Source organism: Halorubrum sp. (assembly GCF_046498025.1).
Lineage (GTDB): Archaea > Halobacteriota > Halobacteria > Halobacteriales > Haloferacaceae > Halorubrum.
Map to the genome: position 1 here is coordinate 1 of NZ_JAWOBM010000079.1, position 25,625 is coordinate 25,625.

At 67.9% G+C, this 25,625-nt stretch carries 25 protein-coding genes and 2 pseudogenes; 14 read left to right on the forward strand and 13 right to left on the reverse strand.

The window, feature by feature from the left end:
* Positions 1-260, reverse strand: a pseudogene (locus R6U01_RS14510) (nodulation protein); the annotation flags it as partial.
* 222 nt (positions 261-482) lie between these two features.
* Between R6U01_RS14510 and R6U01_RS14515 the strand changes: the two are divergent.
* The 3 genes from R6U01_RS14515 to R6U01_RS14525 all read left to right on the forward strand — a co-directional run bounded on the left by R6U01_RS14515 (position 483) and on the right by R6U01_RS14525 (position 1,932).
* Positions 483-743 carry a HalOD1 output domain-containing protein gene (locus R6U01_RS14515; RefSeq protein ID WP_410287158.1) on the forward strand — a complete coding sequence of 87 codons (261 nt, stop codon included), beginning with the start codon at positions 483-485 and terminating at the stop codon, positions 741-743.
* Positions 744-870: 127 nt separating this feature from the next.
* On the forward strand, positions 871-1,428 hold the full coding sequence (locus R6U01_RS14520) for a hypothetical protein (protein WP_410287159.1): 558 nt from the start codon (positions 871-873) through the stop codon (positions 1,426-1,428).
* Between the two features lie 207 nt (positions 1,429-1,635).
* Positions 1,636-1,932 carry a PadR family transcriptional regulator gene (locus R6U01_RS14525; RefSeq protein ID WP_410287160.1) on the forward strand — a complete coding sequence of 99 codons (297 nt, stop codon included), beginning with the start codon at positions 1,636-1,638 and terminating at the stop codon, positions 1,930-1,932.
* Between the two features lie 102 nt (positions 1,933-2,034).
* Here the strand turns inward: R6U01_RS14525 and R6U01_RS14530 are convergent, their stop codons facing one another.
* Positions 2,035-4,581 (reverse strand): bacterio-opsin activator domain-containing protein, encoded by a 2,547-nt coding sequence (locus R6U01_RS14530; protein ID WP_410287161.1) that lies wholly within the window; start codon positions 4,579-4,581, stop codon positions 2,035-2,037.
* A gap of 303 nt (positions 4,582-4,884) precedes the next feature.
* On the opposite strand from R6U01_RS14530, the gene R6U01_RS14535 reads away from it, so the two are divergent.
* Positions 4,885-5,895 (forward strand): hypothetical protein, encoded by a 1,011-nt coding sequence (locus tag R6U01_RS14535; protein ID WP_410287162.1) that lies wholly within the window; start codon positions 4,885-4,887, stop codon positions 5,893-5,895.
* Positions 5,896-6,009: 114 nt separating this feature from the next.
* Here the strand turns inward: R6U01_RS14535 and aglF are convergent, their stop codons facing one another.
* The gene (aglF, locus tag R6U01_RS14540) at positions 6,010-6,777 is read right to left on the reverse strand and encodes a UTP--glucose-1-phosphate uridylyltransferase AglF (protein ID WP_410287163.1); all 768 of its coding nucleotides are present in this window, start codon (positions 6,775-6,777) and stop codon (positions 6,010-6,012) included.
* 304 nt (positions 6,778-7,081) lie between these two features.
* Here aglF and R6U01_RS14545 point away from each other — a divergent pair, with 304 nt between their 5' ends.
* Positions 7,082-7,303 (forward strand): hypothetical protein, encoded by a 222-nt coding sequence (locus R6U01_RS14545; protein WP_410287164.1) that lies wholly within the window; start codon positions 7,082-7,084, stop codon positions 7,301-7,303.
* Positions 7,304-7,348: 45 nt separating this feature from the next.
* Here the strand turns inward: R6U01_RS14545 and R6U01_RS14550 are convergent, their stop codons facing one another.
* Positions 7,349-7,696 carry a hypothetical protein gene (locus R6U01_RS14550; protein ID WP_410287165.1) on the reverse strand — a complete coding sequence of 116 codons (348 nt, stop codon included), beginning with the start codon at positions 7,694-7,696 and terminating at the stop codon, positions 7,349-7,351.
* A 308-nt stretch (positions 7,697-8,004) separates the two neighbouring features.
* Here R6U01_RS14550 and R6U01_RS14555 point away from each other — a divergent pair, with 308 nt between their 5' ends.
* Complete coding sequence (locus R6U01_RS14555; protein WP_410287166.1) at positions 8,005-9,183, forward strand: alpha-D-ribose 1-methylphosphonate 5-triphosphate diphosphatase; 1,179 nt, start codon at positions 8,005-8,007, stop codon at positions 9,181-9,183.
* Positions 9,184-9,319: 136 nt separating this feature from the next.
* Positions 9,320-9,517, forward strand: a complete 198-nt coding sequence (locus R6U01_RS14560; protein WP_410287167.1) for a hypothetical protein — start codon at positions 9,320-9,322, stop codon at positions 9,515-9,517.
* A gap of 33 nt (positions 9,518-9,550) precedes the next feature.
* Here R6U01_RS14560 and glmU read toward each other — a convergent pair whose 3' ends face one another.
* Positions 9,551-10,747, reverse strand: a complete 1,197-nt coding sequence (gene glmU / locus R6U01_RS14565) for a bifunctional sugar-1-phosphate nucleotidylyltransferase/acetyltransferase (RefSeq protein ID WP_410287168.1) — start codon at positions 10,745-10,747, stop codon at positions 9,551-9,553.
* Between the two features lie 632 nt (positions 10,748-11,379).
* On the opposite strand from glmU, the gene R6U01_RS14570 reads away from it, so the two are divergent.
* The 4 genes from R6U01_RS14570 (at position 11,380) to R6U01_RS14585 (ending at position 15,989) form a co-directional block, all read left to right on the forward strand.
* On the forward strand, positions 11,380-11,676 hold the full coding sequence (locus R6U01_RS14570) for a HalOD1 output domain-containing protein (RefSeq protein WP_410287169.1): 297 nt from the start codon (positions 11,380-11,382) through the stop codon (positions 11,674-11,676).
* 447 nt (positions 11,677-12,123) lie between these two features.
* Positions 12,124-13,302, forward strand: coding sequence for a sugar phosphate nucleotidyltransferase (locus tag R6U01_RS14575; protein ID WP_410287170.1), 1,179 nt, complete (start codon positions 12,124-12,126; stop codon positions 13,300-13,302).
* Positions 13,302-15,113 (forward strand): glutamine--fructose-6-phosphate transaminase (isomerizing), encoded by a 1,812-nt coding sequence (glmS, locus tag R6U01_RS14580; protein WP_410287171.1) that lies wholly within the window; start codon positions 13,302-13,304, stop codon positions 15,111-15,113. Before R6U01_RS14575 ends, glmS begins: the two co-directional genes overlap by 1 nt.
* A 237-nt stretch (positions 15,114-15,350) precedes the next feature.
* The gene (locus R6U01_RS14585) at positions 15,351-15,989 is read left to right on the forward strand and encodes a hypothetical protein (protein WP_410287172.1); all 639 of its coding nucleotides are present in this window, start codon (positions 15,351-15,353) and stop codon (positions 15,987-15,989) included.
* Between the two features lie 14 nt (positions 15,990-16,003).
* On the opposite strand, the gene R6U01_RS14590 is transcribed toward R6U01_RS14585, so the two are convergent.
* The gene (locus tag R6U01_RS14590) at positions 16,004-16,516 is read right to left on the reverse strand and encodes a hypothetical protein (RefSeq protein ID WP_410287173.1); all 513 of its coding nucleotides are present in this window, start codon (positions 16,514-16,516) and stop codon (positions 16,004-16,006) included.
* Positions 16,517-17,068: 552 nt separating this feature from the next.
* On the opposite strand from R6U01_RS14590, the gene R6U01_RS14595 reads away from it, so the two are divergent.
* Together R6U01_RS14595 and wecB are read left to right on the forward strand one after the other, a co-directional pair.
* Complete coding sequence (locus tag R6U01_RS14595; RefSeq protein WP_410287174.1) at positions 17,069-18,175, forward strand: glycosyltransferase family 2 protein; 1,107 nt, start codon at positions 17,069-17,071, stop codon at positions 18,173-18,175.
* A complete protein-coding gene (wecB, locus tag R6U01_RS14600; RefSeq protein WP_410287175.1) occupies positions 18,172-19,308 on the forward strand; it encodes a non-hydrolyzing UDP-N-acetylglucosamine 2-epimerase in 1,137 nt (378 codons plus the stop codon). The genes R6U01_RS14595 and wecB overlap by 4 nt, the downstream gene beginning before the upstream one ends.
* Before the next feature lie 44 nt (positions 19,309-19,352).
* Here wecB and R6U01_RS14605 read toward each other — a convergent pair whose 3' ends face one another.
* The 6 genes from R6U01_RS14605 to R6U01_RS14630 form a co-directional block, all read right to left on the reverse strand.
* Positions 19,353-19,598, reverse strand: coding sequence for a HalOD1 output domain-containing protein (locus R6U01_RS14605; protein WP_410287176.1), 246 nt, complete (start codon positions 19,596-19,598; stop codon positions 19,353-19,355).
* A gap of 192 nt (positions 19,599-19,790) precedes the next feature.
* Positions 19,791-21,143, reverse strand: coding sequence for a phosphoglucosamine mutase (glmM, locus tag R6U01_RS14610; protein WP_410287177.1), 1,353 nt, complete (start codon positions 21,141-21,143; stop codon positions 19,791-19,793).
* Positions 21,144-21,386: 243 nt separating this feature from the next.
* Entirely contained in the window at positions 21,387-22,346 is a 960-nt protein-coding gene (locus R6U01_RS14615; protein WP_410287178.1) for a hypothetical protein, read from the reverse strand.
* A gap of 132 nt (positions 22,347-22,478) precedes the next feature.
* Positions 22,479-23,321: a translation initiation factor eIF-2B gene (locus tag R6U01_RS14620; protein ID WP_410287179.1), complete on the reverse strand. Its 843-nt coding sequence runs from the start codon at positions 23,319-23,321 to the stop codon at positions 22,479-22,481.
* A 226-nt stretch (positions 23,322-23,547) separates the two neighbouring features.
* Positions 23,548-23,904: an RNA polymerase Rpb4 family protein gene (locus tag R6U01_RS14625; protein WP_410287180.1), complete on the reverse strand. Its 357-nt coding sequence runs from the start codon at positions 23,902-23,904 to the stop codon at positions 23,548-23,550.
* Between the two features lies 1 nt (position 23,905).
* The gene (locus R6U01_RS14630; RefSeq protein WP_410287181.1) at positions 23,906-24,199 is read right to left on the reverse strand and encodes a 50S ribosomal protein L21e; all 294 of its coding nucleotides are present in this window, start codon (positions 24,197-24,199) and stop codon (positions 23,906-23,908) included.
* Positions 24,200-24,483: 284 nt separating this feature from the next.
* Here R6U01_RS14630 and mptA point away from each other — a divergent pair, with 284 nt between their 5' ends.
* Entirely contained in the window at positions 24,484-25,410 is a 927-nt protein-coding gene (gene mptA, locus R6U01_RS14635) for a GTP cyclohydrolase MptA (RefSeq protein WP_410287182.1), read from the forward strand.
* Between the two features lie 15 nt (positions 25,411-25,425).
* Here the strand turns inward: mptA and R6U01_RS14640 are convergent.
* A pseudogene (locus R6U01_RS14640) lies at positions 25,426-25,625 on the reverse strand (thioredoxin domain-containing protein); the annotation flags it as partial.

Consider the following 25,625-nt stretch of genomic DNA (forward strand, 5'->3'; position numbering starts at 1 on the left):
TGCTGGTAGTGGTCGATGAACACCGCGGTCGGCTTCTCGTACCCGTACTCCTCGGCGACCTGATTGATGAAGTACAGCGTCAGCGTGGAGTCCTTCCCGCCCGTCCACATCACCGCGGGGTTCTCGTACTGCTCGAGGCCCCGCTTCGTGACCTCGATCGCCTTCTCGAGTTTGTGTTGCAGCGACGGGTAGTCCGCCGGATCCTCGCCCTCGCCGTCCGTGTAGTCGACCGTCACGGAGTCTGGAAAGTTCGCATCCATGTACGGTGATACCTCTCTGCCGGCCGTCCAAAGTTAATCCCTTGCTATCCGTCCGTTGGAGCCGAATGCACGTTGGCGTCGGGGCACCGTCCGACGATGTCGGGAGATACAAGTATCGCCATAGATAACGGAGAACGATGTACGAAGAGGCGGCGACAGACGTGCGGTCCCCATCGATACGCGGAGCATCGCCTGCGAAGCCGATCGGGATGCGTCGGTAAAATGTCACGTCGTTCGACGACCAGACGGTACGACTGGTCGGAGGTGTCCCCCGGTGTCGCGGTGGTGGAGACTGTCGCCGACCTCGATAGTGCCGAGGTGGAAGCGCTACCGCCGCTGGCTCGCGTCATCGACGTCGACGCGCTCAACGAGTTGCTCCGCGGGGCCGGGACGACGGATCCGGGGGGGATCGTCGTCTCGTTTCGGTACCACGGCTGCGACGTGACGGTCACGTCGTCCGGCTCGCTCAAAATCGAACAATAAACGGATGTGAACGACTAATTGAGAACAGTTCGGTCGTTGATCGCACTACATCGAACGATCGGTCCCAGTACGGTCATTTTACCAGAATTTCAGAATGACTATTAGGGTACGGTGCCGAACGAGAGCCATGACGACGAGGGGGGCTGAGAACCGGCAGTTCCGGGAGTTGGCCGACCCCGGAGACGACCGGACGCTGACGCAGACCGACGTGTTCGACGTTCTGAAAAACGAACGGCGACGGGCGGTCATCCGGTACCTCCACGATCACGGCGGGTCGGCGGACCTCTCCGAGATCGCCGAGCACATCGCCGCGAGCGAAAACGACACGCCCGTTCGTCAGCTCACCTCGCAGGAGCGGAAGCGCGTCCGCATCGCCCTCTATCAGTGTCACCTCCCCCGGATGGACGCGCTCGGGGTCGTCGAGTTCGACAAGCACCGCGGGACCGTCGCGCTTCTGGATCCGGCTTCGCAGGTGCTGTTTCACCTCCAATTAGCTCCCGAGAACGGCCGGAAAACCGACTCGTCGGACCGGCTCACCGTCGCGCTCGCCCTCGGAGCCGCGGCGCTCGTCACGGCGGGGACGCTCGGTCTCGGGGCGCTTTCTGCGGTGCCCCCGGCGGGGTGGACGGCGGTGAGCGTCGTCGCGCTCGTGGGGATCGCCGGGCGACAGTGGCTGCGGGAGTAGGGCCGGCGGCGCGGGGAGCGATACGGACGGAGTAACGTGCGGTAAAATGCCCGAAATCCGACGATCGAAAGGCACACCTCCACGAGCGGGACGTCGGGATTCCGGGTGAGACGGGACGGTGGATTCGTTCCGTCAACGCGGGACACAGCGGTTCTGATCCGCGTTTTCGTCTTTATAACAAAGCAACCGAACGACGAAACGCCGACAATGCCAGAGCCCCTTTTCGAACTCACGAGCTTCCAGCGCGACCTCCTGTACGTGATCTCCGGAGCCGAGAAGCCGTCGGGACAGGAGATCAAAACAGAACTGCAGTCGTCGATGGGGGAGATCACCCACGGACGACTCTATCCCAACCTCGATACCCTCGTCGAGACGGGATACGTCGAGAAGGGCGAAAGCGACCGACGGACGAACTTCTACGAGCTGACGGAGAAGGGGACGAAGGGCCTCCGTGCCCGGCGCGAGTGGGAGAACCGATACGTGGATCTGCCGATGGCCGACTGACGCGGCGACCGTCTCCGAGCGCGCGGCGGGATCCTCCCCCGCGACGGCGGTCGCAGTCGTCGGCTCCCGCTCCGCATCACGCGGTCGACGGGGAAGGAGCGCTCAGTCCTCGGCGTCGATATCCCCGAGGACGGATTCGAGGAGCTTCCGCTCGGCCGTCCGGAGGTGTCGGTTGAACGTCGGCTGCGTGATGTCCATGGCCGTCGCGACCTCCTCGCCGGTGCTCGCGCGCGGCCACTCGAAGTAGCCGCGCAGATACGCCGTCTCGACCGCTTCCCGCTGCCTGTCGGTGAGTTCGTCCGAGAGGTCGTCTCGGGGCTCCGGACCGTCGTCCTCGGAGCGGTCTCGTCGGGACCGAAGTTCGACGCCTCCGTAGCGGTCCTCGAAGTGCTCGATGATGCGCCGAACGTCGACCGACCGCGGGAAGATCGCCGTGAGGACCACCTCGTCGTCGCCGGCGACCAGCCGTTCGACGCTTCCGCCGTGTGCGCTCACCCTGTCGACCACGGTCTCTTCGCTCACCGTCGCCTCGAGTCGGGCGTTCGGTCCGCCGCCCGTCTCGCGGAGCGACTCGACGGCGACCACCGACTCCGCCACGCCGGAGCGGTCGCCGCCGGTGGTGAAGTAGACCAGCGACCGACCGCTCCCCTGCGGGACGGTTCCGTCGACGCGGAGCGGGTCCCCGAACGCGGACGCGATCCGAGACAGGGGCGCGTCGCTCCCGTCGATCCGCAGCTCGATTTCGACGAGCGACTCGGTCCGGAGCGACCGCCTCGTCTCCAGGCTGCAGATCGCGTTCGCGACGTTGTCCCCGAGTTCGACGAGCAGGTCGCCGAACTCGTCGTCGAAGACCGACCGACGGTCGGCGTACACGGACAGGACGCCGTAACACAGCCCCTCGTACGAGAGCGGGACGCCGAGGGCCGAGCGATGCCCGCGAGCGAGCGCGTGCTCGCGCCACCGCTCTCGCCGAAGTCCGTCCGAGACGTCGGACACGCGAACGGGGTCGCCCGTCTCGACGGCCCGGACGCCGGGGAGTTCATCCGTGTCGGCGGCGGTACCGCCGTCTCCGACCGCCGGAGCGGCGTCCGCTCCGCCCGGTAAGGCGTCGAGGAGTCCGTCCGACTCGCCCGCCACCGCGACGGGAGTCGGATTTCCGCCGGTTCGGTACGTCTCTCCCACCCAGACGAACTCGACCTGGTCCGACTCGACGAGCGTGTCGCAGACGGCCTCGGCGATCTCCTCGAGGGTATCGGCGTCGACGAGCTCCCCGTTGATCCGCCTGAGAAGGGTGTTGAGCCCGTGAAGCCGCTCCAGTCGCTCCCGATTTCGAGAGAGCTCGTTCTCCCGTTCGACGCTGTCGAGGGCCGCGACGGCGTTCGCGGCCAGCAGTCCGACCGGCTCCTCGACGTTCCCCGCCGGCTCCGCGGAGCCGAAATCGACCCGGAACAGGCCGTACCCGTCGAGCGTCGCGTACAGGGTGCGAGGGGAGGAGTCGTCGGGCTCGTTCGACCGCTCGACCACCCGCCCGGTCGGGGAGGGAGTCGCCGCGTCTTCCGCCGGACCGGTCTCCGCGTCGGTCGCCGAACCGGCCTCCGCGTCGGCCGTCGCTGAGTCGTCGATACGGTGGAACGACGTCCGGGAGTCAGCGTCGGTCGCGTCGCTCGCCCGGGCCGGATCGATCGTCGTCGCCGCGTCGTCCGCGCCTGTGGTGAACGCCTCCCAGACCAGGCTCCCCGGCCCGCACTCGTCGTGGTCGCCGCCGGACGCGGCGACGGGGATCAGCCGCGCCTCGGTCCGGTCGAACGAGTACGCCACGACGGTGGCCTCGGGCCAGACGGCGGCGGTCACGTCGACGGCGGTTTCGAAGACCGACTCCGCGTCGTCGGCTCGGAGCAGCCGACGGGCGGAGCGGCTCAGCTCCCGGAGGGCGCTCTCGTTGCGGCGTCGGTCGGTCACGTCCCTGAGGACGCCGACGCGTCCGCGGCGCCCGTCGTCGAACTCGACCGGAGAGAAGTGGGTATCGATCGGCAGCAGCTCCCCGTCGGCCGTCCTGATCGACGACTCGATCATCCCGATGTCCGAGCCGCCCCCGCGGAGCATGTCGAGGATCTCCTCGGCCTTGTCGAGCGTCTCGCTCCCGGCGAGCATCGACGCGTGCGACCCGACGAGCTCCTCGCGGTCGTAGCCGGTCATCTCGGTGATCGCCTCGTTGACCGACGTGATCACGAACGCCTCGTCCAGCGTGTAGACGCCGTCCTCCAGCGTCTCGAGGATACGGTTCGACCGACGGAGGTCGCGGCGCAGTCCGACGTCGTCGGTGGCGTCGCGGACGAGCACGCCGACGCCGTCTTCCCCCGGGACCGCCCGGAACTGGAGCGCCGTTCCGTCGTCGATCGTGACCGCCTCCTCGACGGTCCGGTCCGCCCGGGCGGCCTCCTCGACGGCCGCGAGCAGCTCCGGACCGAAGCTCGGGTCGATCTCGCGCGGGTCGGCCCCGACGAGCCCGCCGTCGACGTCGAGTAGCTCGTCGGCCGTCGCGTTCGCGTCGACGATCTCGTTCGAGCCCTCGGCGTACAGAAAGCCGAGTTCGGCCCGCGCGAGGTAGCGCCCGACCGCCGCTCGGTGGTCGGGCGCCGTCAGGTCCATCGGCCCCCCATCGTAAACGGTTCCTCGGATCGACCCCGTTCGAACACAGCGGGACGAGCGCCCAGAGACATATAAATATCTCGTCACGTTCACGGGTTACTATATTTCTCGGTGACATCAATTCGAAAATAGGAGATGAGACGAAATTCGAACGCGTGACTCGGTGAGAAAAACGGACGAGCGCAGCTGTACAAAGTTAATAATATTTACCAGAACTACTATGATTGTCACGGTAATGTGGTTATTATCATAATATATATTGGGAACAAAAGGCTTAACACAGTTATGCTTGTGTTTACCAGTATGTCACACGAGGCTCGCGGACAGGTCACGGTCGAGCAGTGGGGGGGACCCAACCCGATGGAGTACACCCAGCAAGTGAGCGACGTTACGCTTCCACCAACCGCGGCAGCGTTCGCAGATCGCTACGCTCGGGTTATCGGCGACCGGGACCGGTTCCTCTGGAAGTGGATCCACAACCTCTTCGATAAGTTCACGTTAACCTCTGTTCCGGACGGCGAACGCGCCCGGGTGTACGAGCATAAGACGCTGTTAACGATGTTCGTGACGGTGCTCGACGACCTCGCGGAGAGCGAGGGCGACCAGGGGACGTTCGACGCGGGTCGCTGGATCCCGTTCGGCGTCGACGCGACCGAGCGTGCGGGGTCCGTGAGCGGGGAGGTGGACTACATCGTCCTCGGATACCTCGCGGAGCTGTGGGACGAGATTGACGCCTCGATCAGGACCGCCCCGCGGTACGCGGAGTTCGTCGACGTCTTCGAGTACGACCTCCGGCAGACGTTCAACGCGATGGAGTACTCCGGGCTCGTGAACGACAACCCGGCGATGGTCAACCGGGCGGAGACCGAGCGCCACGACGCGTACAACATGACCATGTTCCCGTACGCCTGCGTCGACCTGATGCACTCGCCGTCGTTCGACCGGTCGGAGCTTGGAGCGCTCCGGAGCATCCTCTGTGACCTCCAACAGATGGCGCGGATCGGGAACTGGGTCACCACGTGGGAGCGCGAGCTCGGCGAGGGCGACATCAGCTCGGGGGTCGTCGTCTGCGCGCTCCGACGCGGCGTGATCGACTACGAGGAGATCGTCGACGCCGGAGAACACGACATCGAGCAGCTGGCCGATCGGATCCGGTCGCACGGCATCGAGTCGGAGTTCACCCGCGAGTGGGAGCTTCGCGACCGGACGGTCCGAAAGCGGACCGCCGAGGTCGAGAGCGTCGACGCGGAGCAGATCGTCGACGGCATCGAGACGGTGATGAACCACCACCTGGCCAGCGAAGGGCACAAGTAGCCGCGGAGCGCGGTTCGGCCGGACTCCCGGCGAACGCGCCGGCCGGTCGGGCCGCGGAAGCACAGCGAATCAGCCTCGTGTCGGGCCGACAGAGAGCGCGCTCGGACGGCGCGGTCAGTCCTCGGCGACCGCTTCTTCTTCTTCCGCCGCCGCCGCGGCCTCCTCGTGTGCGCGCTCCGAGAGTCGCTCGGCGGCGCGGTCGCGGTCCTCGGGGTAGCCGACGTCGATCCGCCAGCCGTCCAGCCGGATCGCGTCGATGGTGCGGCCGGACTGGATGAGCAGGTCGATGGCGTCCGGGAGCTCGTACTCGCCGCGGTCGGAGGGCTGGACGAGGTGACACGCGTGGAAGATCGCGGGCGTGAACGTGTAGAAGCCGGTCATCACGAGGTTGCTCGGCGGGTCGTCGGGCTTCTCGACCACCTCGACGACCTCCCCGTACTCGTTCGTGTCGAGGACGCCGTACCGGGAGGCTTCCTCGTAGGGGACTTCCTCGACGAGGAAGGCGGCGTCGGCGCGCTCCTCCCGTTGCCTGTTGACCACGTCGGCGAGGTTGCCGCGGAAGACGTTGTCGCCGAGCATCAGCATGAAGTCGCCGTCGACGTGGGGCTCGGCCTGGAGGATGGCGTGGGCGAGCCCCAGCTGCTCGCGCTGGTGGGTGTAGGTGATCGGCACGTCGCGGTACTCGTCGCCGTAGCGGTCGATGATCTGCTCGGCCTTGTAGCCGACGACGACGACGAGCTCGGTCGCGCCGCAGGCGATGAGGTTGTCGAAGACGTCCTCGATGATCGGCGTCCCGTCGACCTCGACGAGCACTTTCGGCTTCTCGTCCGTCAGTGGACGGAGGCGAGTCCCCTTTCCGGCAGCGAGCACAACTGCTTGCATACGTTCCCAGTCTGATCGACCGGCTAAGTTTATAAACCGGATAATCGACGGTCAGGTCCCCGCGCGATCCACGCATCGGAGCCCGAGAGGGAAGCAAACGCCGACGGCGAACGGCGCGTCGGCGCGGTGCGCGGAACCCAGCGGCGACGCGCCGGCGCGGTGCGCGGAACTCAGCGATGACGCGACCACGGGCCGGGTGCGACTGGGGGTCCGGAGGCCCCCGAAGCGATAATCAGCCCGGAAAAGTGTTGAAGACGTGGATAAGAAACGAATAACGATGTAGGGTATCAGTGTAGTGAGGGGTATGACCGGAGAAGCGAACGACGACGGCCGAACCGGCGGAGGGGTGACGCGACCGACCGAGGAGAGCCCCAGACGCCCGACGCTCGAGGGAACGATCGTTCGGTACGACGACAGGCCCGACGAGTGTACCCTCCACCCGACGGACCTCTCGGAGCGCGAGCGTACCACGGCGTGGATCACCGCCGAAGAAGGCAGCTACGTCTCCGCGTCCGCGTGGCGGTGAGCGGCGGAGTCCGCGTTCGGACGGCCTGACGGCCCGCCTCGACCGCTAGTTGTCCGAGTGGGACCGCCAGTCGTCCGGAAGCTGTTCGCTGGAGTCCTCTAGACAGTCGATGAACGGTTCGACCTCCTCAAACGCCGGGCCCGGGCCGACCGTCCCGTCATCGCGGTCCCACCGGATAGCGTCGTGATCTTCCAGCTTCGGGAGGTGAGTGTGGTTCAGCGCCACTTCGACGCGCGGTGGGATCGAGCCGGAGACTATCTCCTCGACGGCGAACGAACCGGCGTCGTTGCCGCCACGGTCGTATATCGACAGCAGCACCGCTCGTCGATGCGCGTTCGAGAGGAGCGTCAGGCACGCGTCGGCGGTCAGGCCTCCGCCGGTATTTCCCGTCATCTGCGCGCGCCGACTCTCTCGTTCGATCCGTCGATCGGACCCGTTTCGCTGACGTGAACCGCAATTATCGTCCCCGTTATTGTTGGAGGAGCGTCATCAATCATGTCCTGTGTGACGCGGGTTGCGCTCATTAGTAACCGCCGCATATCGGATCGGAATCGAAGCCGAACCGAGCGGTTGTGACTTCTTAACAATACCGTTACTGCGCCTATCGAAGCGATCATGAACGCACGGTTCCCCGCGTTCGGACTGAGAGACGGATCGCCGACCACGGCGACGGACCGTGGTCGGTCGGAAAGGTGGCCGCCATGACGGAGTTCGTCCAGATCAGGAACGGACGGGTCGTCACTCCCTCCGGCGTCATCGAAAACGGTCGCGTCGTCGTGGCGGGCGAGCGTATCGTCCGAATCGATCGCTCTGATCGCCATCGCGCGCGCGCTGGGACGGTGATCGACGCCGACGGTCGCGTCGTCATGCCGGGGCTGATCGACCTCCACGGCGACGACATCGAGGAACAGTTCGCGCCGCGCTCCGGGGCCGAGACGGACCCGATGACCGCGCTCGCCACCACCGACCGCACGAACGTCCTCCACGGGGTGACGACGAAGTTCCACGCCCTCGCGTTCGAGGAGTCGCCCGGCGACGGTCGAAACCTGGAGAACGCCGCGCGCCTCGCCCGAGCCGTCGACCGCGGGACGGCCGCGCTCGGAGACAACCGCGTACACGCGCGCTGCGAACTCGCCGACGCCAGCGCCGACGCGGTGGAGGAGCTGATGGGGGAGATCGACGTCGACCTGGTGTCGGTGATGCACCACGCCCCCGGCGACGGCCAGTACGACGCCGAGTCGTTCGAGCGGCACTACGTCGAGGACCGGAACTGGCCGGCCGAAGCCGTCCGGTCCGCGGCGGCGGAACGGAGCGGAATGGACGACGCGAGTCGGAACCGGCGGATCGCCCGGATCAGCGAGCTCGCTCGACGCGTCGACGCGCCGCTCGCGTCACACGACGACGAGTGTCGCGCCGACGTGGAGACGATGGCCGAGCACGGCGCCGCCGTCAGCGAGTACCCGCTCACGCTCGAGGCCGCGCAGCGCGCGACGGACCTCGGTCTCGCGACCGTAATGGGGGCCCCGAACCTCGTGCGCGGCGGGAGCCTCTGGGACAATCTCAGCGCCCGCGACGCGATCGAGGCGGGGGTTCTCGACGCGCTCTGTTCGGACTACCACCCGGCGTCGCTGCTCGCGGCGCCGTTCGTCGACACGGGGGAGCCGCTGTCGACGCGGGTCAACAGGGTCACGCGAAACCCGGCCGACATCGCGGGACTCCACGACCGCGGACGGATCGAGGTCGGCGCCAGGGCGGACCTCGCGGTCGTCGACCCGACGCCGACACCGACCGTGGAGCGGGCGTTCGTCGCGGGGTCCGAGGTGATCCGGACCGACGAGGGGGCGACCCCCGAAGTCCCGTCCCGAGCGACCGGTCGCTGACCGGTCACGCGTGCGGCTGAGGAGGATCTGTCGGCTTTCGAGACAGACATGTTAACAGGGATCAAATACACGTTCGGAATCGACCGGTTCCACTATCCCGTGTATACTGATATACGCCCTATTCGATGCATGAGACATGAAAGAAACCGCGACCGACGTCAATCGACGGTGCAACCGGTGCGGGTCGGCGGTGAGTCGACGGTTCGTCCGCGTGTTCGGGATGGGAGACACCGTTCGCGGCTGTCTCGACTGTCTCCCCCGGAACCGCCTCTCCAGCGGGGACGCGGCGCGGCGGGAGGACGCGCCGCGAGAGCAGTCCCTCCGAGCCCCGTAGCGGCCCTCGGACGACGGAGACGCGCTCGGCGGCTCACCGATCGCGAAGGACCATCTCGCCGGGGTCCGTTCGCGCGCCCGAGGAGAGCGTCACCCCTGCGTTGATTCCCGTCTGAATGCCGGTCTTGACCCCCGGACCGAGCACCGCGCCGAACTTCCTGCGTCCCGTCGAGACCCGCTCTCCTTTCACCGTCGCGACGACCGGGTCCCCGTCGTGCCGGAGGTTCGCGACGTTCGTTCCGGCGCCGAGGTTCACCGACCGCCCGAGGACGCTGTCGCCGACGTACGAGAGGTGACCGACCGTGGCGTCCGCCATCAGGACGCTGTTTTTGATCTCCACCGCGTGACCGACGTGGGCCCCCTCGCCGATCAGCGTCGCGCCGCGGACGTACGCGTTCGGCCCGACGGAACACCCCGTCCGAAGCAGGGCCGGCCCCTCGATGACGACCCCGGGCCCGACCGTCGCTCCCTCCTCGACGACCACGTCGCCGCGTATCGTCGCGTCCGGGTGAACGCCGTCGCGGCCGGTGTGCGCCTCCGATCCGGCGTCACGCCCGGGCAGTCGCCGCTCGTTGGCCTCGAGCAGCTCCCACGGCCGCCCGACGTCCATCCACTCGTCGAGGACCGCGTAACCGAGGTCGCCGCGGGCCATCACCCGCGCGACCACGTCGGTGAGTTCGCGCTCCCCCCGATCGCTCTCCGGGACGTCGAGGAGGTCGACCGTCTCGGCGGGGAACGCGTACACGCCGGCGTTGACGAGGTTCGTCGCCGGGTCGGCCGGCTTCTCCTGGACGTCCGTCACCACGTCGCCGTCGACGGTCAGCACGCCGTACTGGGACGGGTCGTCGACGCGGTACGCGCCGATCCGCGGCGTCGACTCGAAGAGGCGCTCTAGGTCCGCCCCGCGGTACAGCGAGTCGCCGTTCAGCACGGCGAACTCGCCGTCGAGGTGAGCGGCCGCCGCCGCCAGCGCGTCGGCCGTGCCCCGCTGCGACTGCTGGACCGCGTATCGGACCGGGACGCCGCGGTGCGTCTCGCCGAAGTGCTCACGTATCCGGTCGGCGCCGTAGCCGACGGTCACCACCAGCTCGTCGGCGCCCGCCTCGACGGCCGCGTCAGCGACGTGCTCGACGAGCGGCGCGTCTGCCACCGGGAGCATCGGCTTCGGCGTCGTCTCCGTCAGCGGTCCCATCCGCGTTCCCCGTCCCGCGGCGAGGATGACTGCGTGCATGCGCCATCGATACCGTGGAGCGGGAGTTTAGTATGCGGCTGCTACCCGGCATGTTCCGGCACCGACGAGGCCGCAGGTGGGTGCCGTCGGACTCGCGGGTGGCCGTCGTCAGGCCTGTGGATGGATGTCTTCGAGTCTGCGCATGCTGTCGTCAGGGCTGCGCATGGACGTCCGAGTCACGAGAGCGGCCGCTGGCGCATGGACGTCGAAGTCGGTGGAGCCGCCGCTGGCGGATCGAGCGTCGTCAGGAAACAGGGGCGGGGGGGCCCGTACCGTAACTGACGCGGGTGTCCGGGGTCAGGGACAGTCTACCTCAGTCACGGTACACACGGTACATGACCGTTGTGGGTATTTACTATACAGAGCATATTCGTAGTACGCACGAACTACCCTATTAAACCGTGAGGGAATTGTGTATCGTTTCAGTCCGACCGCCGGCGGATACCCCCGTACGAACGGGCTCCCTCGCCGCGAGCCGGACGACGATCGCGCCCCGGGCTTCGAGACGTGTTCGAAGCGAGGCGAAGGGGTGGTGCCGAGCGGTCGTCCGATTTCGGCGCGATCACGCCGTTACGCCGAATCGATACTGTTTATTACCGTCCTCTCGTGTATGAACTAACGGCACAGAACACATGATGTCTGACGTACACAAAGGCCGCACGGCTGCCGGAGGCGACACGACGATCATCGAGCGTATTCCGACCGAACCCGGCACGTCGGCGACGGTTTCCATCGTCCGAGCGGTGGCCGAGGCCGAGTCGGTGAGCCCCGGCGAACTGCCGGTTCTCGCCGACTTCATCGACCCCGAGGCGATCGACCAGTTGTTCGATGCGCATCACGCGGTCGGACGCTCGGGCGTACGCCTCTCTTTCGATTACTGCGGCTACGCCGTCGAGGTCACGGAGGAGCTCGTGACGCTCCGCCGGTAGCGAGGCCGTCCGCCGTCGGCAGCGACCGCTGTCGTCACCGCGCGTCCATTCCCCCCTGAGTCCCCCGCGGCGTTCGGCGCCGTCGAGTTCGCGTTCGGCGCCGCCTCCGCCGCTCAGTCGGTTCGTCTCCCCCGTTCCACTCGATTCTCCCCGTCCCAGTCCGCTCTCTTCGCCCTCCACCCGACTCCTCCCGACCGGTCCCCCGATATCGGCTCCGAGACGATGCCACGGTAGGACGGACATAACAGTTCGATCATGTTTCGAGCCGCCGTCTCCCCCCTCGACGGATCGCGAAAGGTTCTGCATTACAATCATCACCCATACGGTGATAGCGTGCATGGATAGATACGTCCTCCGAGGTGTGGAGACGAACGTCGACGGGCGTTCCCTCCGTCCGGGGTCAGTGCAGGCAGATACGGGGTCAGTGCGCGCCGATAAGGCGGAACGATGAGCGCACTCGATCAGGCGGTCGTCCTCGCGGCCGGCGAAGGGCGGCGCGTCAGACCGCTCACCCGATACCAGCCGAAACCGATGCTCCGGGTCGGCGGGCGACCGATACTGGAGTACCCGCTCAACGCCTTAGTCGAGACCGGGGTCGACCACATCGTTCTCGTCGTCGGCCACGGACGGAACCGGATCCAGAACCGGTTCGAGAACACCTACCGCGGGGTCGACCTCACCTACGTCACGCAGTCGACGCAGCTGGGGAGCGGACACGCGTTACAGGCCGCCGCCGACCACGTCGACGGGGAGTTCCTCGTCGTGAACGGAGACAACGTCATCGACGACACGATGGTCCGCGTCACCGCCGACCGGTACGCCGAGTCGGACGCCGCCGCCTGTCTCGCGGTCGCCGCGTCAGACCGAGCCGGCGAGTACGGCACCGTGGGCGTTAAAGACGGGGTCGTCACCCGGATCGAGGAGCACGGAAACGGCGTGTCGGCGCGGATCAACGTCGGCGTGTACGCGTTCGACGACTCGGTGTTCGACGCGCTCGAGCGGACCGGGTTCGAGGACGGGGAGCGACCGCTCACCGGAGCGATCGGCCAGCTGGACGGCCCCGTGGTGGCCGCGACGCCGAACGGCGTCTGGTTCGACCCCTCCTACCCGTGGGACCTCCTCCGGACGAACGAGCGGATCCTCTACTCCCACCCGACGCTCGCCGAGACCGGCGACCGGGTGAAAGAGTCGGCGCGGGTCCACGAGTCGGCCGTGGTCGGCGACAACGTGCTGATCGGGTCGGACTGCAGGGTCTCGGCCGGCGCCGTTATAAAGGGCGGAACCTGTCTCCTCTCCAGTACGATCGTCGGCGAGAACGCGGTCCTGGAGGGCTCGATCGTCGGGCCCGACTCCCGCGTCGGCGCGAACGCGCTGCTCCGGGACACCATCGTCGGCGGCGGTGCGACGATCGGCGACGGGACGGTGTCACCGGGGCGGTCGGCGACGCTCGTCGTCGACGGGATCGAACACACGGATCGGCGGCTCGGCGGCGTCGTCGCTGACCGCGCCACCGTCGGGGCCAACGTCACGATCACCCCCGGCTGTCGGATCGGGCCGCGCGGGACGGTCGCCCCGGGTATCGCGCTCCGCCGCGACGTCCCCGAGAACGCGGAGGTGGTGGCGTAATGTGCGGGATCACCGCTCGCGTCGGCGACGGGCCGGCGATAGGGGAACTCCTCTCCGGGCTCCGCAACCTGGAGTACCGCGGGTACGACTCCGCGGGGGTCGCCACCGTGACCCCGGACGGGATCAACGTGGTGAAACACGAGGGCGAGATCGACGTCCTCTGTGACGCCATCGACAAGGCGTCGATCCGCGGGTCGACCGGGATCGGGCACACGAGGTGGTCCACGCACGGCCCGCCGACCGACGCGAACGCGCACCCCCACACGGACTGCCTCGGTCAGGTGGCCGTGGTCCACAACGGTATCATCGACAACTACGCCGAGCTGAAAACGGAGCTGTCCGCGCACGAGTTCACGAGCGACACGGACACCGAGGTCGTCCCGCACCTGCTCGAGGAGTTCCTCTCGGCCGGCTACGGCCCGGAGGCCGCGTTCAGGCGGACCATCGACCGCCTCTCGGGGAGCTACGCCATCGCGGCGGTGTTCGAGGGCACCGACACCGTGTTCGGAACGCGGAGCGGATCGCCGCTCGTGCTCGGCCGCGCCGACGACGCGTACTACCTCGCGAGCGACGTGCCAGCGTTCCTCGAGTACACCAACGAAGTGGTCTACCTCCACGACGGCGACGTGGTCGCGATACATCCGGACGGATACGAGATCACCGACACGGACGGGGAGCCGGTGGAGCGCTCGTTCGAGAGCGTCGACTGGGACCCCAATGACGCCGGAAAAGGGGGGTACGATCACTACATGCTCAAGGAGATCCACGAGCAGCCGGCCGCGTTGCGGCAGACCATTCGAGGCCGGATGGACCCCGTCGAGGGCCGCGTCGAGTTCGAGGAACTGCCCGACGACGCGTTCGACGGGATCGAGTCGGTTCACCTCGTCGCGATGGGGACGTCGTATCACGCGGCGGTGTACGCGACGACGCTCCTGGCGGACCGGGGGATACCGGCGCAGGCGTTCCTGTCCGGCGAGTACGGGTCGAACCCGCCGCCGGTGGACGACGAGACGCTCGTCATCGCCGTCACCCAGAGCGGGGAGACCGCCGACACCCTCTCGGCGATACGGAGCATCCAGGGGACCGGCGCCCGCACGCTCGCGCTGACGAACGTGGTCGGGTCCACGATCACGCGCGAGTGCGAGCACACCGTCTACATCCGGGCGGGCCCGGAGATCGGCGTCGCCGCCACGAAGTCGTTCTCCTCGCAGGTGGCGACCCTGATCCTGCTGAGCGAGCGGCTCAGTTACGACAGGAACGGAGCGAGCCCTCGCGAGTCGAGCGAACTGCTCAGTTCGCTCGCGGCGCTGCCGGACGACGTCCAGCAGATTCTCGACGAGCCGGCCGCGGAGTCGGTCGCCGCCGCGTACCGGGACGCCGAGTCGTACTTCTTCATCGGGAGAGGGGTGGCACACCCGGTGGCGCTCGAGGGCGCGCTGAAGTTCAAGGAGATAACCTACGACCACGCGGAGGGGTTCTCGGCCGCCGAGCTCAAACACGGCCCCCTCGCGCTCGTCACGGGGAACACGCCGGTGTTCGCCGTCTTCACCGGCCGAAACGACACCAAGACGCTACACAACGCCAAGGAAGTGAGCGCGCGCGACGCGCCGATCATCGCCGTGACCGCCGACAGCAACGCGAAGATCGACGACTACGCGGATCACGTGCTTCGGATCCCGGACACGCACCACGACGTCGCCGGCATCCTCGCGAACGTCCAGCTCCAGCTGGTGTCGTACATGGCCGCGAACGAGCTCGCGCGCGCCATCGACAAGCCGCGAAACCTCGCGAAAAGCGTCACGGTGGAGTGAGCCGGATCGGCGTCCTCCCGCGGCGATGACCGGGCCCGTCGCCGCTCGATTCGGTTCCGAGCAAAATCGGATGTATTAACATTATATTAATCGGCCTTCAGGCCTCGAACACCCGTATGTGAGTCGTTTCAGGCGGGGCGTGAACTCGTTCTTGCTCGGAAAGAAGCCAGTTTCAGGTTGTGTCAGTCGATATTAGGTTCTGTATATCTAAGGTAGGTGTGCGTGTAACGGTGAGTAATGTCAGCGGGAAAAACGGGGTCACCCAGCAGACAGTCGACGAGTAGCATAGGCGAGGAGTCCTCCACCGGCGACGAGTCCTCCGAGACCGGCGTCTCGAACCTGGACGACATCGGGAAGACGTCGCGCGAGGGCGGGGCGGAGTTAACCAAGGGTGAGATATTCGATCTGTTGAAGAACCGCCGCCGTCGGACCGTTATTCGGTATCTACGGGAGAACGACGGGTACGCGGAACTGAACGACCTCGCCGAGCACATCGCGGCGAGGGAGAACGACATCGACGTCCGCCAGCTCTCCTCCGACCAGCGGAAGCGCGTCTACATCGGGCTCTATCAGTGCCATCTCCCGAAGATGGACTCGCTGGGGGTCATCGACTACGACAAGGACCGCGGGACGATCGAGCTACAGGCGTCCGTTCACCAGCTACTGGAGTACATGGACCTCGACGACGACGGTCAACAGGAGACGCAGGGAGCGAACCGGGCCTGGACGATCCCCGTCGTCGCGGGGACGGTCGTCGCCGTCGTCACGGTCGGGGCCCTCGGTCTCGGTCCGCTCTCCGCGGTGCCGGCCGGTGTCTGGACGCTCCTCAGCGTCGTCGGCATCCTCACGATCGTCGGGTTGCAGTACGCGAACTGAACGCGCGCGGGGCCTCACTCGCTCACGAGCTGCTCGAGAAAGTGGTATTCCCGCTGTTTGACCTCCGTTTCGTAGTACTGGAAGGTCGCGAGCAACAGGAGCGTCGCTACGAAGACGATGCTCGTCGCCGGCGGGAAGACGCCCAACAGCTGGGCGACGGCGAGCGCGCTGCCGACGACCGCGAGCGCTCCGTAGTACAACGCCCATCGGCGTTCGGGTTCGGTCTCAGTCTCTAGGATCGCCTCGACCTCCTCGATTCGATCCGTCAGCGACACCGTCTTGCTTTCGCTGTCGTACTCCACGAGTCCGACCTCCTCGAGCTTCGGAACGTGGGTCTGGTACAGCGAGATGTAGAATCGCTTGACGACGTCGTCGTCGACGTCGCCGTCGCTCTCGACCTCCGCCGTGTCTCGAGCGAGGTCCCGCAGCACCGCCCTGCCACCGCGTCGATGGAGGTGATACAGGATCAGCCGTCGCCGTGAACTACTCAATACCTCGAACACCTCGTCTTTCGTGATTTCCTCCATGGGATTCAGCACTCCGCTTCATGCGCGGACGACAGGCACGGTTCCCGCGATTGGTCTGATTGAATGAGTGACTGAACAACCCATAATTAGTTTGTTATCATCCCCATATCGGCGCTATTGTCTCCCTGATACCCCCGTTTGGAGCGTGACAGTCCTCGCCGGGGAGCGCGCCGACGGCTCGAATGTCGAACGTCTCGGCGCGCGAGGACGACGTCGCGCCAACGGCCCGGCGCGTCACGCGCGCCGCCGAACGGCGGAGAGTCTCCGAGCGACGGCGACGTGAGAACGGACCGCGAAGCGATCGAGACCGGTCCAGACGGCGCGCGACGGGACGGCGCGGTCGGTGAGGCTGTGCATAACAAAGCCCGTTTCGGCGAGTGGGAAGTGTATGCTTCACTCGGAGAGTCCGCTCGCGGATTCGTGCCCCGGAGATCGACACGGAGTCTCCACGATAGCCCTCACCGCGCGCCGAACGAACCGGTACCGACAGGCTCGACCGTCCCGATTCGGAGCTGACGAACCCGCGGACCACGCGGGAGGGCAGGGCTGACGATGTACGACGGCCAGACCGTCGGCGTCGTCGTCCCGGCGTACAACGAGGCCGGTCACGTCGGCGGGGTGATCGAGACGATGCCCTCCTACGTCGACCGGGTCTACGCGGTCGACGACGCGTCGAGCGACGAGACGTGGACCGAGATCCGCGAACACGCCAAGCGGCGAAACGACCCGTCCGCGACCCGAAACGGGTCCGGTGGGACGGAGGAGCGGACCGTCGTGGTGCCGATCAAACACAAGCGGAACCGCGGCGCCGGCGGAGCGGTGAAGACGGGCTACGCCCGGGCGTTAAAAGACGACATGGACGTGGTCGCCGTCATGGACGGCGACGGACAGATGGATCCCGCGCACCTCGAGCGCGTCATCGAGCCGGTCGCGGCCGGTGAGGTGACGTACGCGAAGGGGAACCGGCTCCGGTCTAGGCGCGATTACGCGACGATGTCACGCTGGCGGCTGTTCGGGAACATGCTCCTCACCATGCTGACGCGCGTCTCGAGCGGCTACTGGGAGGTGTCCGACCCGCAAAACGGGTTCACGGCGATCTCCAGCGAGGGGCTCCGGATCGTCCGCTTCGACCGGCTGTACGACCGGTACGGGTTCCTCAACGATATCCTGTTCGTGCTGAACGTCAACCGCCAGCCGATCGCCGACGTCGCGCATCCGGCCCGATACGGCGACGAGCGGAGCACCATCCGCTACTCGTCGTTCGTCCCGCGGCTCTCCGCGTTGATCGCGCGGAACTTCCTCACGCGGATCGCGCAATCGTACGTGCTCCGGCGATTCCACCCGCTCGCGGCGTGTTACGCGTTCGGCGCCGTCGTCCTGCTCACCGGAGTCGTCGGCGGCGGCTACTCGCTTTTGAACGCCGGCGTCGACACGTTCCTCGGTGGGATGGCGTCGCTCTCCGTCGCGACCCTCGGACTCCTCTTGCTGCTGTTCGGGACGTGGCTCGACGTCGAGGAGAACGAGGGGTTGGTTCACGACATCAGCGCACCGAGAGTCGACAGGGTAGATCGCGTCGAAACCGCTCGCCGGGACCGGCAGCTGGACGTGGCACACGACGGTGGTACGACCGACGGCGGAGCGGAGGCCGATCGGCGATGACCGAACTCGCGTTCGTGCTCGGCACCGTCTCCGAGGCGATCAGGCTCGCGCCCGTGATCCGGGCGTGCGAGCGGTACGGCGTGGACCACGCGGTGATAGACACGGGCGAGCGCCGCGGCGAGGGGTTCGGGCGTTCGGTGTTCGAACAGTTCGACCTGTCCGAACCCGACGTCACCCTCGACATCGGAAGGGGGTCGGACGGGGAGCAGACGGGGATGATGCTGGCCGAGATCGAGCGGGTCCTCGCGGAGATCGCTCCCGATATCGTGGTCGTTCACGGGGACGCCAACAGCACGCTCGCCGGCGCGATCGCCGCGAGCAAGATGGATCCCGAGGTCGCTCACGTCGGGGCCGGATTCAGGAGCTTCGACCGGTTGACCCCGGAGGAGACGAACAGAGTGGCGGTCGATCACGTCGCCGATTACCTGTTCGTCCCGACGGACAAGAACCGGTGGTACCTCGTGCGTGAGGGGATCACGGAACTGCGGATAACCGTCACCGGGAGCACGGCGGTCGACGCTCTCGACCGCGTCCGCGACAGCGGCCGTCGGGAGCGCGACGTGCTCGACGAACTCGGTATCGCGGGAAACGGAGTCCTCCTCGTAAGCGTCCACCAGCGGGAGAACGTCGACGAGCCGGACCGCTTCCTGTCTGTGCTCGAGGGCGCCGCGCGCGCCGGGGAGACACGCGGTCTCACGGTCGTCTATCCGGTTCATCCCCGCGCTCGCGAGCGGCTGGACCGGTCCGGGATCGACGTGCCCGCCGGCGTGCGAACGATCGATCCGCTGGAGTACGCCGATTTCGTGCGACTGCTGTCGGCCTCGACGGCCGTCCTCACCGACTCGGGATGCGTTCAAGGGGAGGCGTGCGTGCTCGGCGTCCCGTGCGTGACCGTGCGGAACAACACCGAGCGGGCCGCGACGACCGAGGTCGGCGCGAACCGACTCAGCCAGTTCGATCCGGACTGCGTCGTCCGATCCGTGGCCGAGGCGCTCGACGCGGACGCGGAGTGGGAGAACCCGTACGGAGACGGCGACGCCGCGGAGCGGATCCTGGATGCGCTTCCCGTGAACACGGGCCGCAGAGAGGTCGTCCAACAGACGCGGAACGCAGAGCGGTCGTTCAGTGAGTAGGTCCACCCGGTGCGGAGGGCGTGGCGCGTGTCTCCGACCGCGGGTCAGTTCGGGGCGCTCGCCCGCACGGTCCGGTCCCCGGTCACGGTGACGAAACAGCCGGCCATCCGGAAGGAGACGGACAGGTCCATCGATTCGGTCCGACCCGACTGCTCGACGAGGGACGCCAGCGATTCGATGTCGATCACGTCGTACAGGCGTTCGTCGATCCGCTCCGGCTCAATACCGCGCTCTCCGGCGATGGTCGTGACGATGTCCCAGCAGAGGTTGTCGACGGTGTCCGGTCTCATGTGTCTGTCTGTACCCAACGGCTACGGGGGCATCTCGATTCTGTCGACGTGTATCGCATGTCAACCGAGCCGGTACTACACACGTAGTACCGTGCCACTTCTTCGCACGAAACGGACCGGGTGCGCGGCGGTCGCTCCGCCGTCGCAACCGCGAACCGGACTCGGGGGACGGTCGAGGGGGCCGACCGAGGTTCACTCGGCGTCGTCGAGACCGGCGACGGCGTCGTCGACGAGCGACCGGGCCTCTGCGCGGAGGCGGTCCGCGGCCTCGGGATCGCGTGCCTCCGCGGTTACGCGGACCAGCGGCTGGGTCCCCGAGGCTCGAATGAGGAACCAGCCCTCCTCGACCCCGACACGGAGGCCGTCGATGTCGTTCACGTCGTCGTACGACTCCCGAACCCGATCGGTCACGGCCGCCATCGCCGACTCTTTCCGCGTCGTCTCGACGGCTTCCCGACGGATGGGATAGGCCGGGATCGCGTCGGTACGCTCGGAGAGCGGCCGGTCCGCCGCCAGTACCGCGAGTGCGACGGCGGCGAGCGGGCCGTCGGGACACCGCGTCTCCGTCGGGAATATCCACGCGCCGGAGGGTTCGCCGCCGAACGCGACGCCCTCCTCGCGGGTCTTCTCGGCGACGTACGCGTCCCCGACGCGGGTTCGCACCACCGACGCCCCGCGCGCCGCGAGCGCGTCCTGGACCGCGAGGCTCGTATCCACCGGCGCGGCGACGCGGTCGCCGGAGCCGGCCTCCTCCAGGGCGAACACGGCCAGCAGCTCGTCACCGGAAAGGAAGCGTCCCGCGTCGTCGACGGCCATCATGCGGTCCGCGTCGCCGTCGTGGGCGACGCCGAGGTCGGCGTCCCGAGCCGCGACGTGGGCGGTCAGCCCGGTGCAGGCGTCCGCGGTGGGCTCGCTCGGGCGACCCGGAAACCGGCCGTCCGGCTGCGCGTTGAGCGTCTCGACGGTGGCGCCCAGCTCGTGGAGGGCGTCGGCGGTGACCCCGCCGGTCCCGTTGCCGACATCGACGACGACGTGGAGGTCGTCGAGGTCGACGCCCGCGTCCGCCGCCCGGCGACGGCCCGTCTCCAAGAGCGCGCGTCGATGCGCGTCCGCCGCCCCGTCCCACCGGATCCGGTCGCCGTGTCCGTCCCAGTCCGCGAACGGCGCCGCCTCCGACTCGACGCGGCGCTCGATCGCCGCCAGCCGCTCCTCGTCGAACGCCTGCCCCGACGGCGACCAGAGCTTGATCCCGTTGTCCGCCGGCGGGTTGTGCGATGCGGTGATCGCGACGCCGGCGTCGGCGTCCCGGGAGCCGACCGCCCGGGCGATCGTCGGCGTCGAGGCCGTCCCCACGTCGATCGCGTCGACGCCGCACTCCGTCAGCCCGGCGCACACCGCGTCGACGAGCGCCCGGCCCGAGTCCCTGACGTCGCGACCGACCACGACCCGATCGGCGTCCACCGCCACCGCGCGCGCGACCGCGAGCGCGAGATCGGCCGTGACGTCGACGCCGACCCGCCCGCGTACGCCGCTCGTTCCGAACATCGCTTATCGCCCGCCTCGGTCGCCGCGGCGGTCGCACGGAAGGCGGACGGCTCCGCGATCGGCGCGTGGATACCGGTCGACTCGGCGTCGGTAAGGTCGGCGTCTCTCGCCGGTTCCCCCGTGGAAGTGGGTCGTCATGTGCGGTCGGTTTGCGCCTCGTCTCATTAGTAGTCACGGCGTACCGCACCGGGAGGAGACGAGGACGCCCGACGGCGGGTCCGAGGGCAGACGGAGCCGCCCGGGCTACCGGCTGCCGGCGAGCCGGCTGGCGACGCGGTCGCGGTCCTCGCGTATCCGTTCCGCGAGCTCCGAGACCTGCGCTAACACGGGATACCGCGGCCCGTCCGTCGGCCCGTACAGGTACTCGTAGAAGGCGTGGTCTCCCTCGATGTCGACCGCGGCGTCCGGAGTCATCGGCGGGTCAGCGAGCGCCGCCTGCCGGTCTGCCGCGATCTCGTCGCACTCGCGTTCGAGGTCCTCGAGCCGCTCCCAGACGTCGATCGCCGCCCCGGTGCCGGCGCCGGAGACGCCGTCGAGGTGCTCGAGGAGCCGCTCCCGCCGCCGGTCGACGCTGGCGAGGTCGTTCTCCAACGCCCGCAGCGCGTCGATCTCTTCGCCGATCGCGTCGGCGAGCGACGAGCGCGCCTCGGCCGCCCGCCGGCTCCGCCTGACCAGCGCCGACTGGGACGCCGCAGAGAGGGTGCCGTTCGACGCCAGGGCGGTCGCCGTGTCGGAGCCCAGCTCCGCGGCGAGGCTCTCGGGGATCGTCTCGTCGTACTCTTCGCGGTAGTGCGGGACCGACATCACCGTGTCGCGGTACGCGGCCAGCACGCGCCTGAGCCTGACGTCGCCGGTATCGGTGCTTCGATCGACCGTGCGAACGGCCGCCATCGACCCGTCGATTCCCGAGGCCGTCGATCCGGACGGGGCCGGGTCGAGGGCGGCGACGCGGTCGGCGAACGTCTCGAACGCGTCGCGCTCGGCGAGCACGCGCTGCTGCTCGCGTTTGCCGGCCTCGGCCGCGTCGCGGACGTACGCGAACGCGAGGAACGCCGCGAGGCCGGCGAGGACCACCGCGGCGATCACGGCCGGCGCGGTGACCGCCGCGCCGACCTCGCACGAGAGGGTCGTGCACTCTGCTATCGGGGCCGGATCCGAGGCGGGGATCCGGAACGCGGTCGAGGGGCCCGAGTGCACGCTCATTGTATCCGTTAACACGACGCATGCACAAAGCACTTGCGTCGGAGGTCGAGCCGCCGACGCCGGCGTCTCCGACCGTCGCCCGAAACCGACGCCGCTGTCAGTTGACGAGGGGGCGACCGAGCGGCGAGGACGTCAATCGACGACGCCGTCGTCGGTGATCACGGTGTCGATCATCCCGATCGGGGTCGCGTCGTAGCTCGGGTTCTCGATCGTGACGCCCTCGACCGGCTCGCGCATCACCTCGACGGCGTCGCGGAACTCGTTCTCGAAGCGGAACTCCTCGATCGTCTTCGCGCCCGACCCGACCGCGGTCACCGGGACCCCGAGTTCGCGCGCGGTGACGACGACGGGGAACGTTCCGATCCGGTTGTAGTAGGTGCCGCCGGTGATGCAGGTGATCCCGAGGAGGACGCGGTCGCAGTCCCGGAGGGCGTACCCCATGGCGCTGTCGACGACCATGCGGACGTCGATCCGGGACATCCCGGCGAGCACGCGTGCCGTCTTCCGGCCGAGCGTGCGCGGGCGGGCCTCCGTGACGTAGACGGTCAGGCGCGCGCCGTCGCGCGCGGCGTTCTCGATGGACTCCAGCACCGTCGTCGAGTAGTCGTGGACCAGCAGCGTGTCGCCGTCATCGATGTGTTCGGCCGCGTTGGCGGCGGCCTCTCCCTTCGCCGTCTCGATCTCGTCGGCGACGCGGTCGATGGTGTCTTCGAGGAGCTGTTTCGCGTCCTCGACGCTCGTCGGCTCGCCGATGATCGAGCGCTCGACCTCGCGCATCGCGTTGTGGAGCGCGGCGTGCGAGGGGTTCGACCGGCGCAACACGCCCGCGTTGTGCTCCAGGTCGCGCTCGAACTCGTCGACCGTCACGTACTCGCGATCGAGCAGCTCCGCGAGCGCCCGCGTCGCCTTGACTGCCACCGCCGACGTGCTGTGGGTCTGCATCGCCCGGATCTCGGCGACGGTCTCGTCGATCATATCGGAGTTCTCGTGGCGGCCGTTCAAAGGGGTTCCGGGGACCGGTCGACCCGTTCGGGAACGCGACCGACGGGCGCCCTCGACAGGCGAGCGGCAGGTCGGCCGCGAGCCCCTCGGAGCTGGAGCTTCGGAGCTCGTCACCGGGACGGTACGTTATAGATGAACGAAGCGAGGCGCTCTGATCGACAGAGCAAACGGAACGGAGAAACCCCCGTCTCGTACCGTATCAGGCGTACTTCGCGACGATGTCGAGCACGTCGTCGAGCTCGTCGCCGTCGAGCGAGTAGCGCTCCTGGGCGAACACCGAACGTAGCTCGGTGCGGTCCTCGGGGAGGAGGTCGGCGATCTTCACGGCGGTCGGGACGTCGATCTGCTCGAGCTCCGTCAGTTCCTCGACGAGCTCGCGGGACTCCTCGGCGTCGAGCCGGGCGAACCGGTTGACGTGCTCGATGGCGCGGGCGAGCTCGTAGCGGAGGTCGCGGTCCTCGTCCTCGGCGCGCTCCGCCTCGAGGTCCACGAGGACGTCCTTCGCCTCGGAGATGGTGACGTACTCCTCGTCGATCTTCTCTTTGAAGATCGTCATCTCAGTTCTGCTGGGCGCTCATGTGGGCGGCGCGGACGATGAGCGTCTTCGTCTTCCCGCCGTCCGGAATCTCGACTTTGAACGCGGCGCCCTGCTTGCCGAGGACGGTGCCGGTCCGCCCGTCGAAGCGCGGGTGGAAGCGACCCTCCTGGACGCTGGGGTCGATCTTGAGGTGGACCTGCGAGCCCGTCTCGAACTCCTGAATGGCTCGCTGCGGCGGCGACGTGCCGCGGTCGCGCGGTTTGTTCGAGAGCTTGTCGCGGGTCGCCTTCTGGGGCCCATTGGAACTCGGCATGGTCTTGGGCTACGTTCCGCTGCCGCAGATATAAATGGTGCGTTACGAGCGCCGCCCGAGAGCGGGTACCACACCGCGATTCGCGGGCGATGCGCCACGCCGCGGAGCGGGGGCGGCGTACCGCCGACGGTGACCGTCCCGCGACCGCCCCCGGCCCGTCGAGGCCGGCGTTCCTGTTCCGCCGGCAGATTACCCCGAAACCCCCGAATACGGGCGAAAAAACTACCCTACGCAAGACCCCCTATCGAAAGTGCTAATCCCGGGAGTACCCTAACGTGTTCGTAATGAGTCATCAGTTGCCGGACGTTCAGGCGTCGTCGCCCGACGTGACCGTCGGGCTCTCGCAGGTCGGCGTCACCGGCGTGGAGAAGCTCGTCAAACTCGCCCGCGGGGATCAGCGCCCGATCGTCCTCATGGCCGAGTTCGAGGTGTTCGTCGACCTCCCGAGCGGTCGCAAGGGGATCGACATGTCGCGGAACCTCGCGACGATCGACGAGATCTTAGAGGAGATCACTCGCGAGGAGGCGTACCGCGTCGAGGACGTCTGCGGCGACGCCGCCGAGCGACTCCTCGAGAAGCACGACTACACCACCACCGCCGAGGTGTCGATGACGGCGAAGCTGGTCACGCGCGAGGACACGCCGGCGTCACGGATCGAGACGCAGAGCACGTCGAGGATCATCGCCAGCGCGACGGCGACCGAGGCGGGCACCCGCGAGGAGATCGGCGCCGAGGTCACCGGGATGACCGTCTGCCCCTGCTCGCAGGGGATGAGCGAGTCCCGCGCCCGCGACAAGCTCGCCGCCCTCGGCGTCGACGAGGAGACGACGGAGGAGTTCTTGCAGGCCGTCCCGCAGCCGGGCCACTCCCAGCGCGGTCACGCGACGCTTACCGTCACCACCGACGGCCACCCCGACCTCGACCTGCGCGACCTGATCGACGTGGCCCGCGACTCCATGAGCGCTCGGATCTACAACATGGCGAAGCGGCCCGACGAGGACCACATGACCTACGAGGCCCACGCCGACGCGAAGTTCGTCGAGGACTGCGTCCGCGCGCTCGCCGAGGGGACGGTCGAGGAGTTCGACCACCTGCCCGACGAGGCCGTGATCCGCATGAAACAGTCGAACGACGAGTCGATCCACCAGCACAACGCCCACGCCGAACGCGAGGTCCGGATGGGCGACCTCCGCCGCGAGCTCGACCGCTGAGACCGCCGCGGTCAGTCAATCGAGGACATCGCCGACACACGCCGACAGCTCTGCGGGCGTCGCCGCCGGCTCGGAGGCCGCGTCGCCCGCGAGAACGACGGCCGTTCCCTCCGGAACCGACCGCGGGGCGGGCGCGTCGTCCGCGTGGGCGTTCGGGGCGACGACCTTCTCGTGGTCGGCGACGCGCCACGCGGCGCGGTGGAGGTCGCTGCCGG

Coding starts and splice junctions, on each gene's coding strand:
- R6U01_RS14570 (WP_410287169.1), top strand. CDS start 11,380: ATGATGTCTGACGTACACAAAGGCCGCACGGCTGCCGGAGGCGACACG.
- R6U01_RS14515 (WP_410287158.1), top strand. CDS start 483: ATGTCACGTCGTTCGACGACCAGACGGTACGACTGGTCGGAGGTGTCC.
- wecB (WP_410287175.1), top strand. CDS start 18,172: ATGACCGAACTCGCGTTCGTGCTCGGCACCGTCTCCGAGGCGATCAGG.
- R6U01_RS14595 (WP_410287174.1), top strand. CDS start 17,069: ATGTACGACGGCCAGACCGTCGGCGTCGTCGTCCCGGCGTACAACGAG.
- glmS (WP_410287171.1), top strand. CDS start 13,302: ATGTGCGGGATCACCGCTCGCGTCGGCGACGGGCCGGCGATAGGGGAA.
- R6U01_RS14620 (WP_410287179.1), bottom strand. CDS start 23,321: ATGATCGACGAGACCGTCGCCGAGATCCGGGCGATGCAGACCCACAGC.
- R6U01_RS14575 (WP_410287170.1), top strand. CDS start 12,124: ATGAGCGCACTCGATCAGGCGGTCGTCCTCGCGGCCGGCGAAGGGCGG.
- glmU (WP_410287168.1), bottom strand. CDS start 10,747: ATGCACGCAGTCATCCTCGCCGCGGGACGGGGAACGCGGATGGGACCG.
- R6U01_RS14545 (WP_410287164.1), top strand. CDS start 7,082: ATGACCGGAGAAGCGAACGACGACGGCCGAACCGGCGGAGGGGTGACG.
- R6U01_RS14530 (WP_410287161.1), bottom strand. CDS start 4,581: ATGGACCTGACGGCGCCCGACCACCGAGCGGCGGTCGGGCGCTACCTC.
- glmM (WP_410287177.1), bottom strand. CDS start 21,143: ATGTTCGGAACGAGCGGCGTACGCGGGCGGGTCGGCGTCGACGTCACG.
- aglF (WP_410287163.1), bottom strand. CDS start 6,777: ATGCAAGCAGTTGTGCTCGCTGCCGGAAAGGGGACTCGCCTCCGTCCA.
- R6U01_RS14585 (WP_410287172.1), top strand. CDS start 15,351: ATGTCAGCGGGAAAAACGGGGTCACCCAGCAGACAGTCGACGAGTAGC.
- R6U01_RS14535 (WP_410287162.1), top strand. CDS start 4,885: ATGTCACACGAGGCTCGCGGACAGGTCACGGTCGAGCAGTGGGGGGGA.
- R6U01_RS14560 (WP_410287167.1), top strand. CDS start 9,320: ATGAAAGAAACCGCGACCGACGTCAATCGACGGTGCAACCGGTGCGGG.
- R6U01_RS14630 (WP_410287181.1), bottom strand. CDS start 24,199: ATGCCGAGTTCCAATGGGCCCCAGAAGGCGACCCGCGACAAGCTCTCG.
- R6U01_RS14550 (WP_410287165.1), bottom strand. CDS start 7,696: ATGACGGGAAATACCGGCGGAGGCCTGACCGCCGACGCGTGCCTGACG.
- R6U01_RS14520 (WP_410287159.1), top strand. CDS start 871: ATGACGACGAGGGGGGCTGAGAACCGGCAGTTCCGGGAGTTGGCCGAC.
- R6U01_RS14555 (WP_410287166.1), top strand. CDS start 8,005: ATGACGGAGTTCGTCCAGATCAGGAACGGACGGGTCGTCACTCCCTCC.
- R6U01_RS14605 (WP_410287176.1), bottom strand. CDS start 19,598: ATGAGACCGGACACCGTCGACAACCTCTGCTGGGACATCGTCACGACC.
- mptA (WP_410287182.1), top strand. CDS start 24,484: ATGAGTCATCAGTTGCCGGACGTTCAGGCGTCGTCGCCCGACGTGACC.
- R6U01_RS14590 (WP_410287173.1), bottom strand. CDS start 16,516: ATGGAGGAAATCACGAAAGACGAGGTGTTCGAGGTATTGAGTAGTTCA.
- R6U01_RS14525 (WP_410287160.1), top strand. CDS start 1,636: ATGCCAGAGCCCCTTTTCGAACTCACGAGCTTCCAGCGCGACCTCCTG.
- R6U01_RS14625 (WP_410287180.1), bottom strand. CDS start 23,904: ATGACGATCTTCAAAGAGAAGATCGACGAGGAGTACGTCACCATCTCC.
- R6U01_RS14615 (WP_410287178.1), bottom strand. CDS start 22,346: ATGAGCGTGCACTCGGGCCCCTCGACCGCGTTCCGGATCCCCGCCTCG.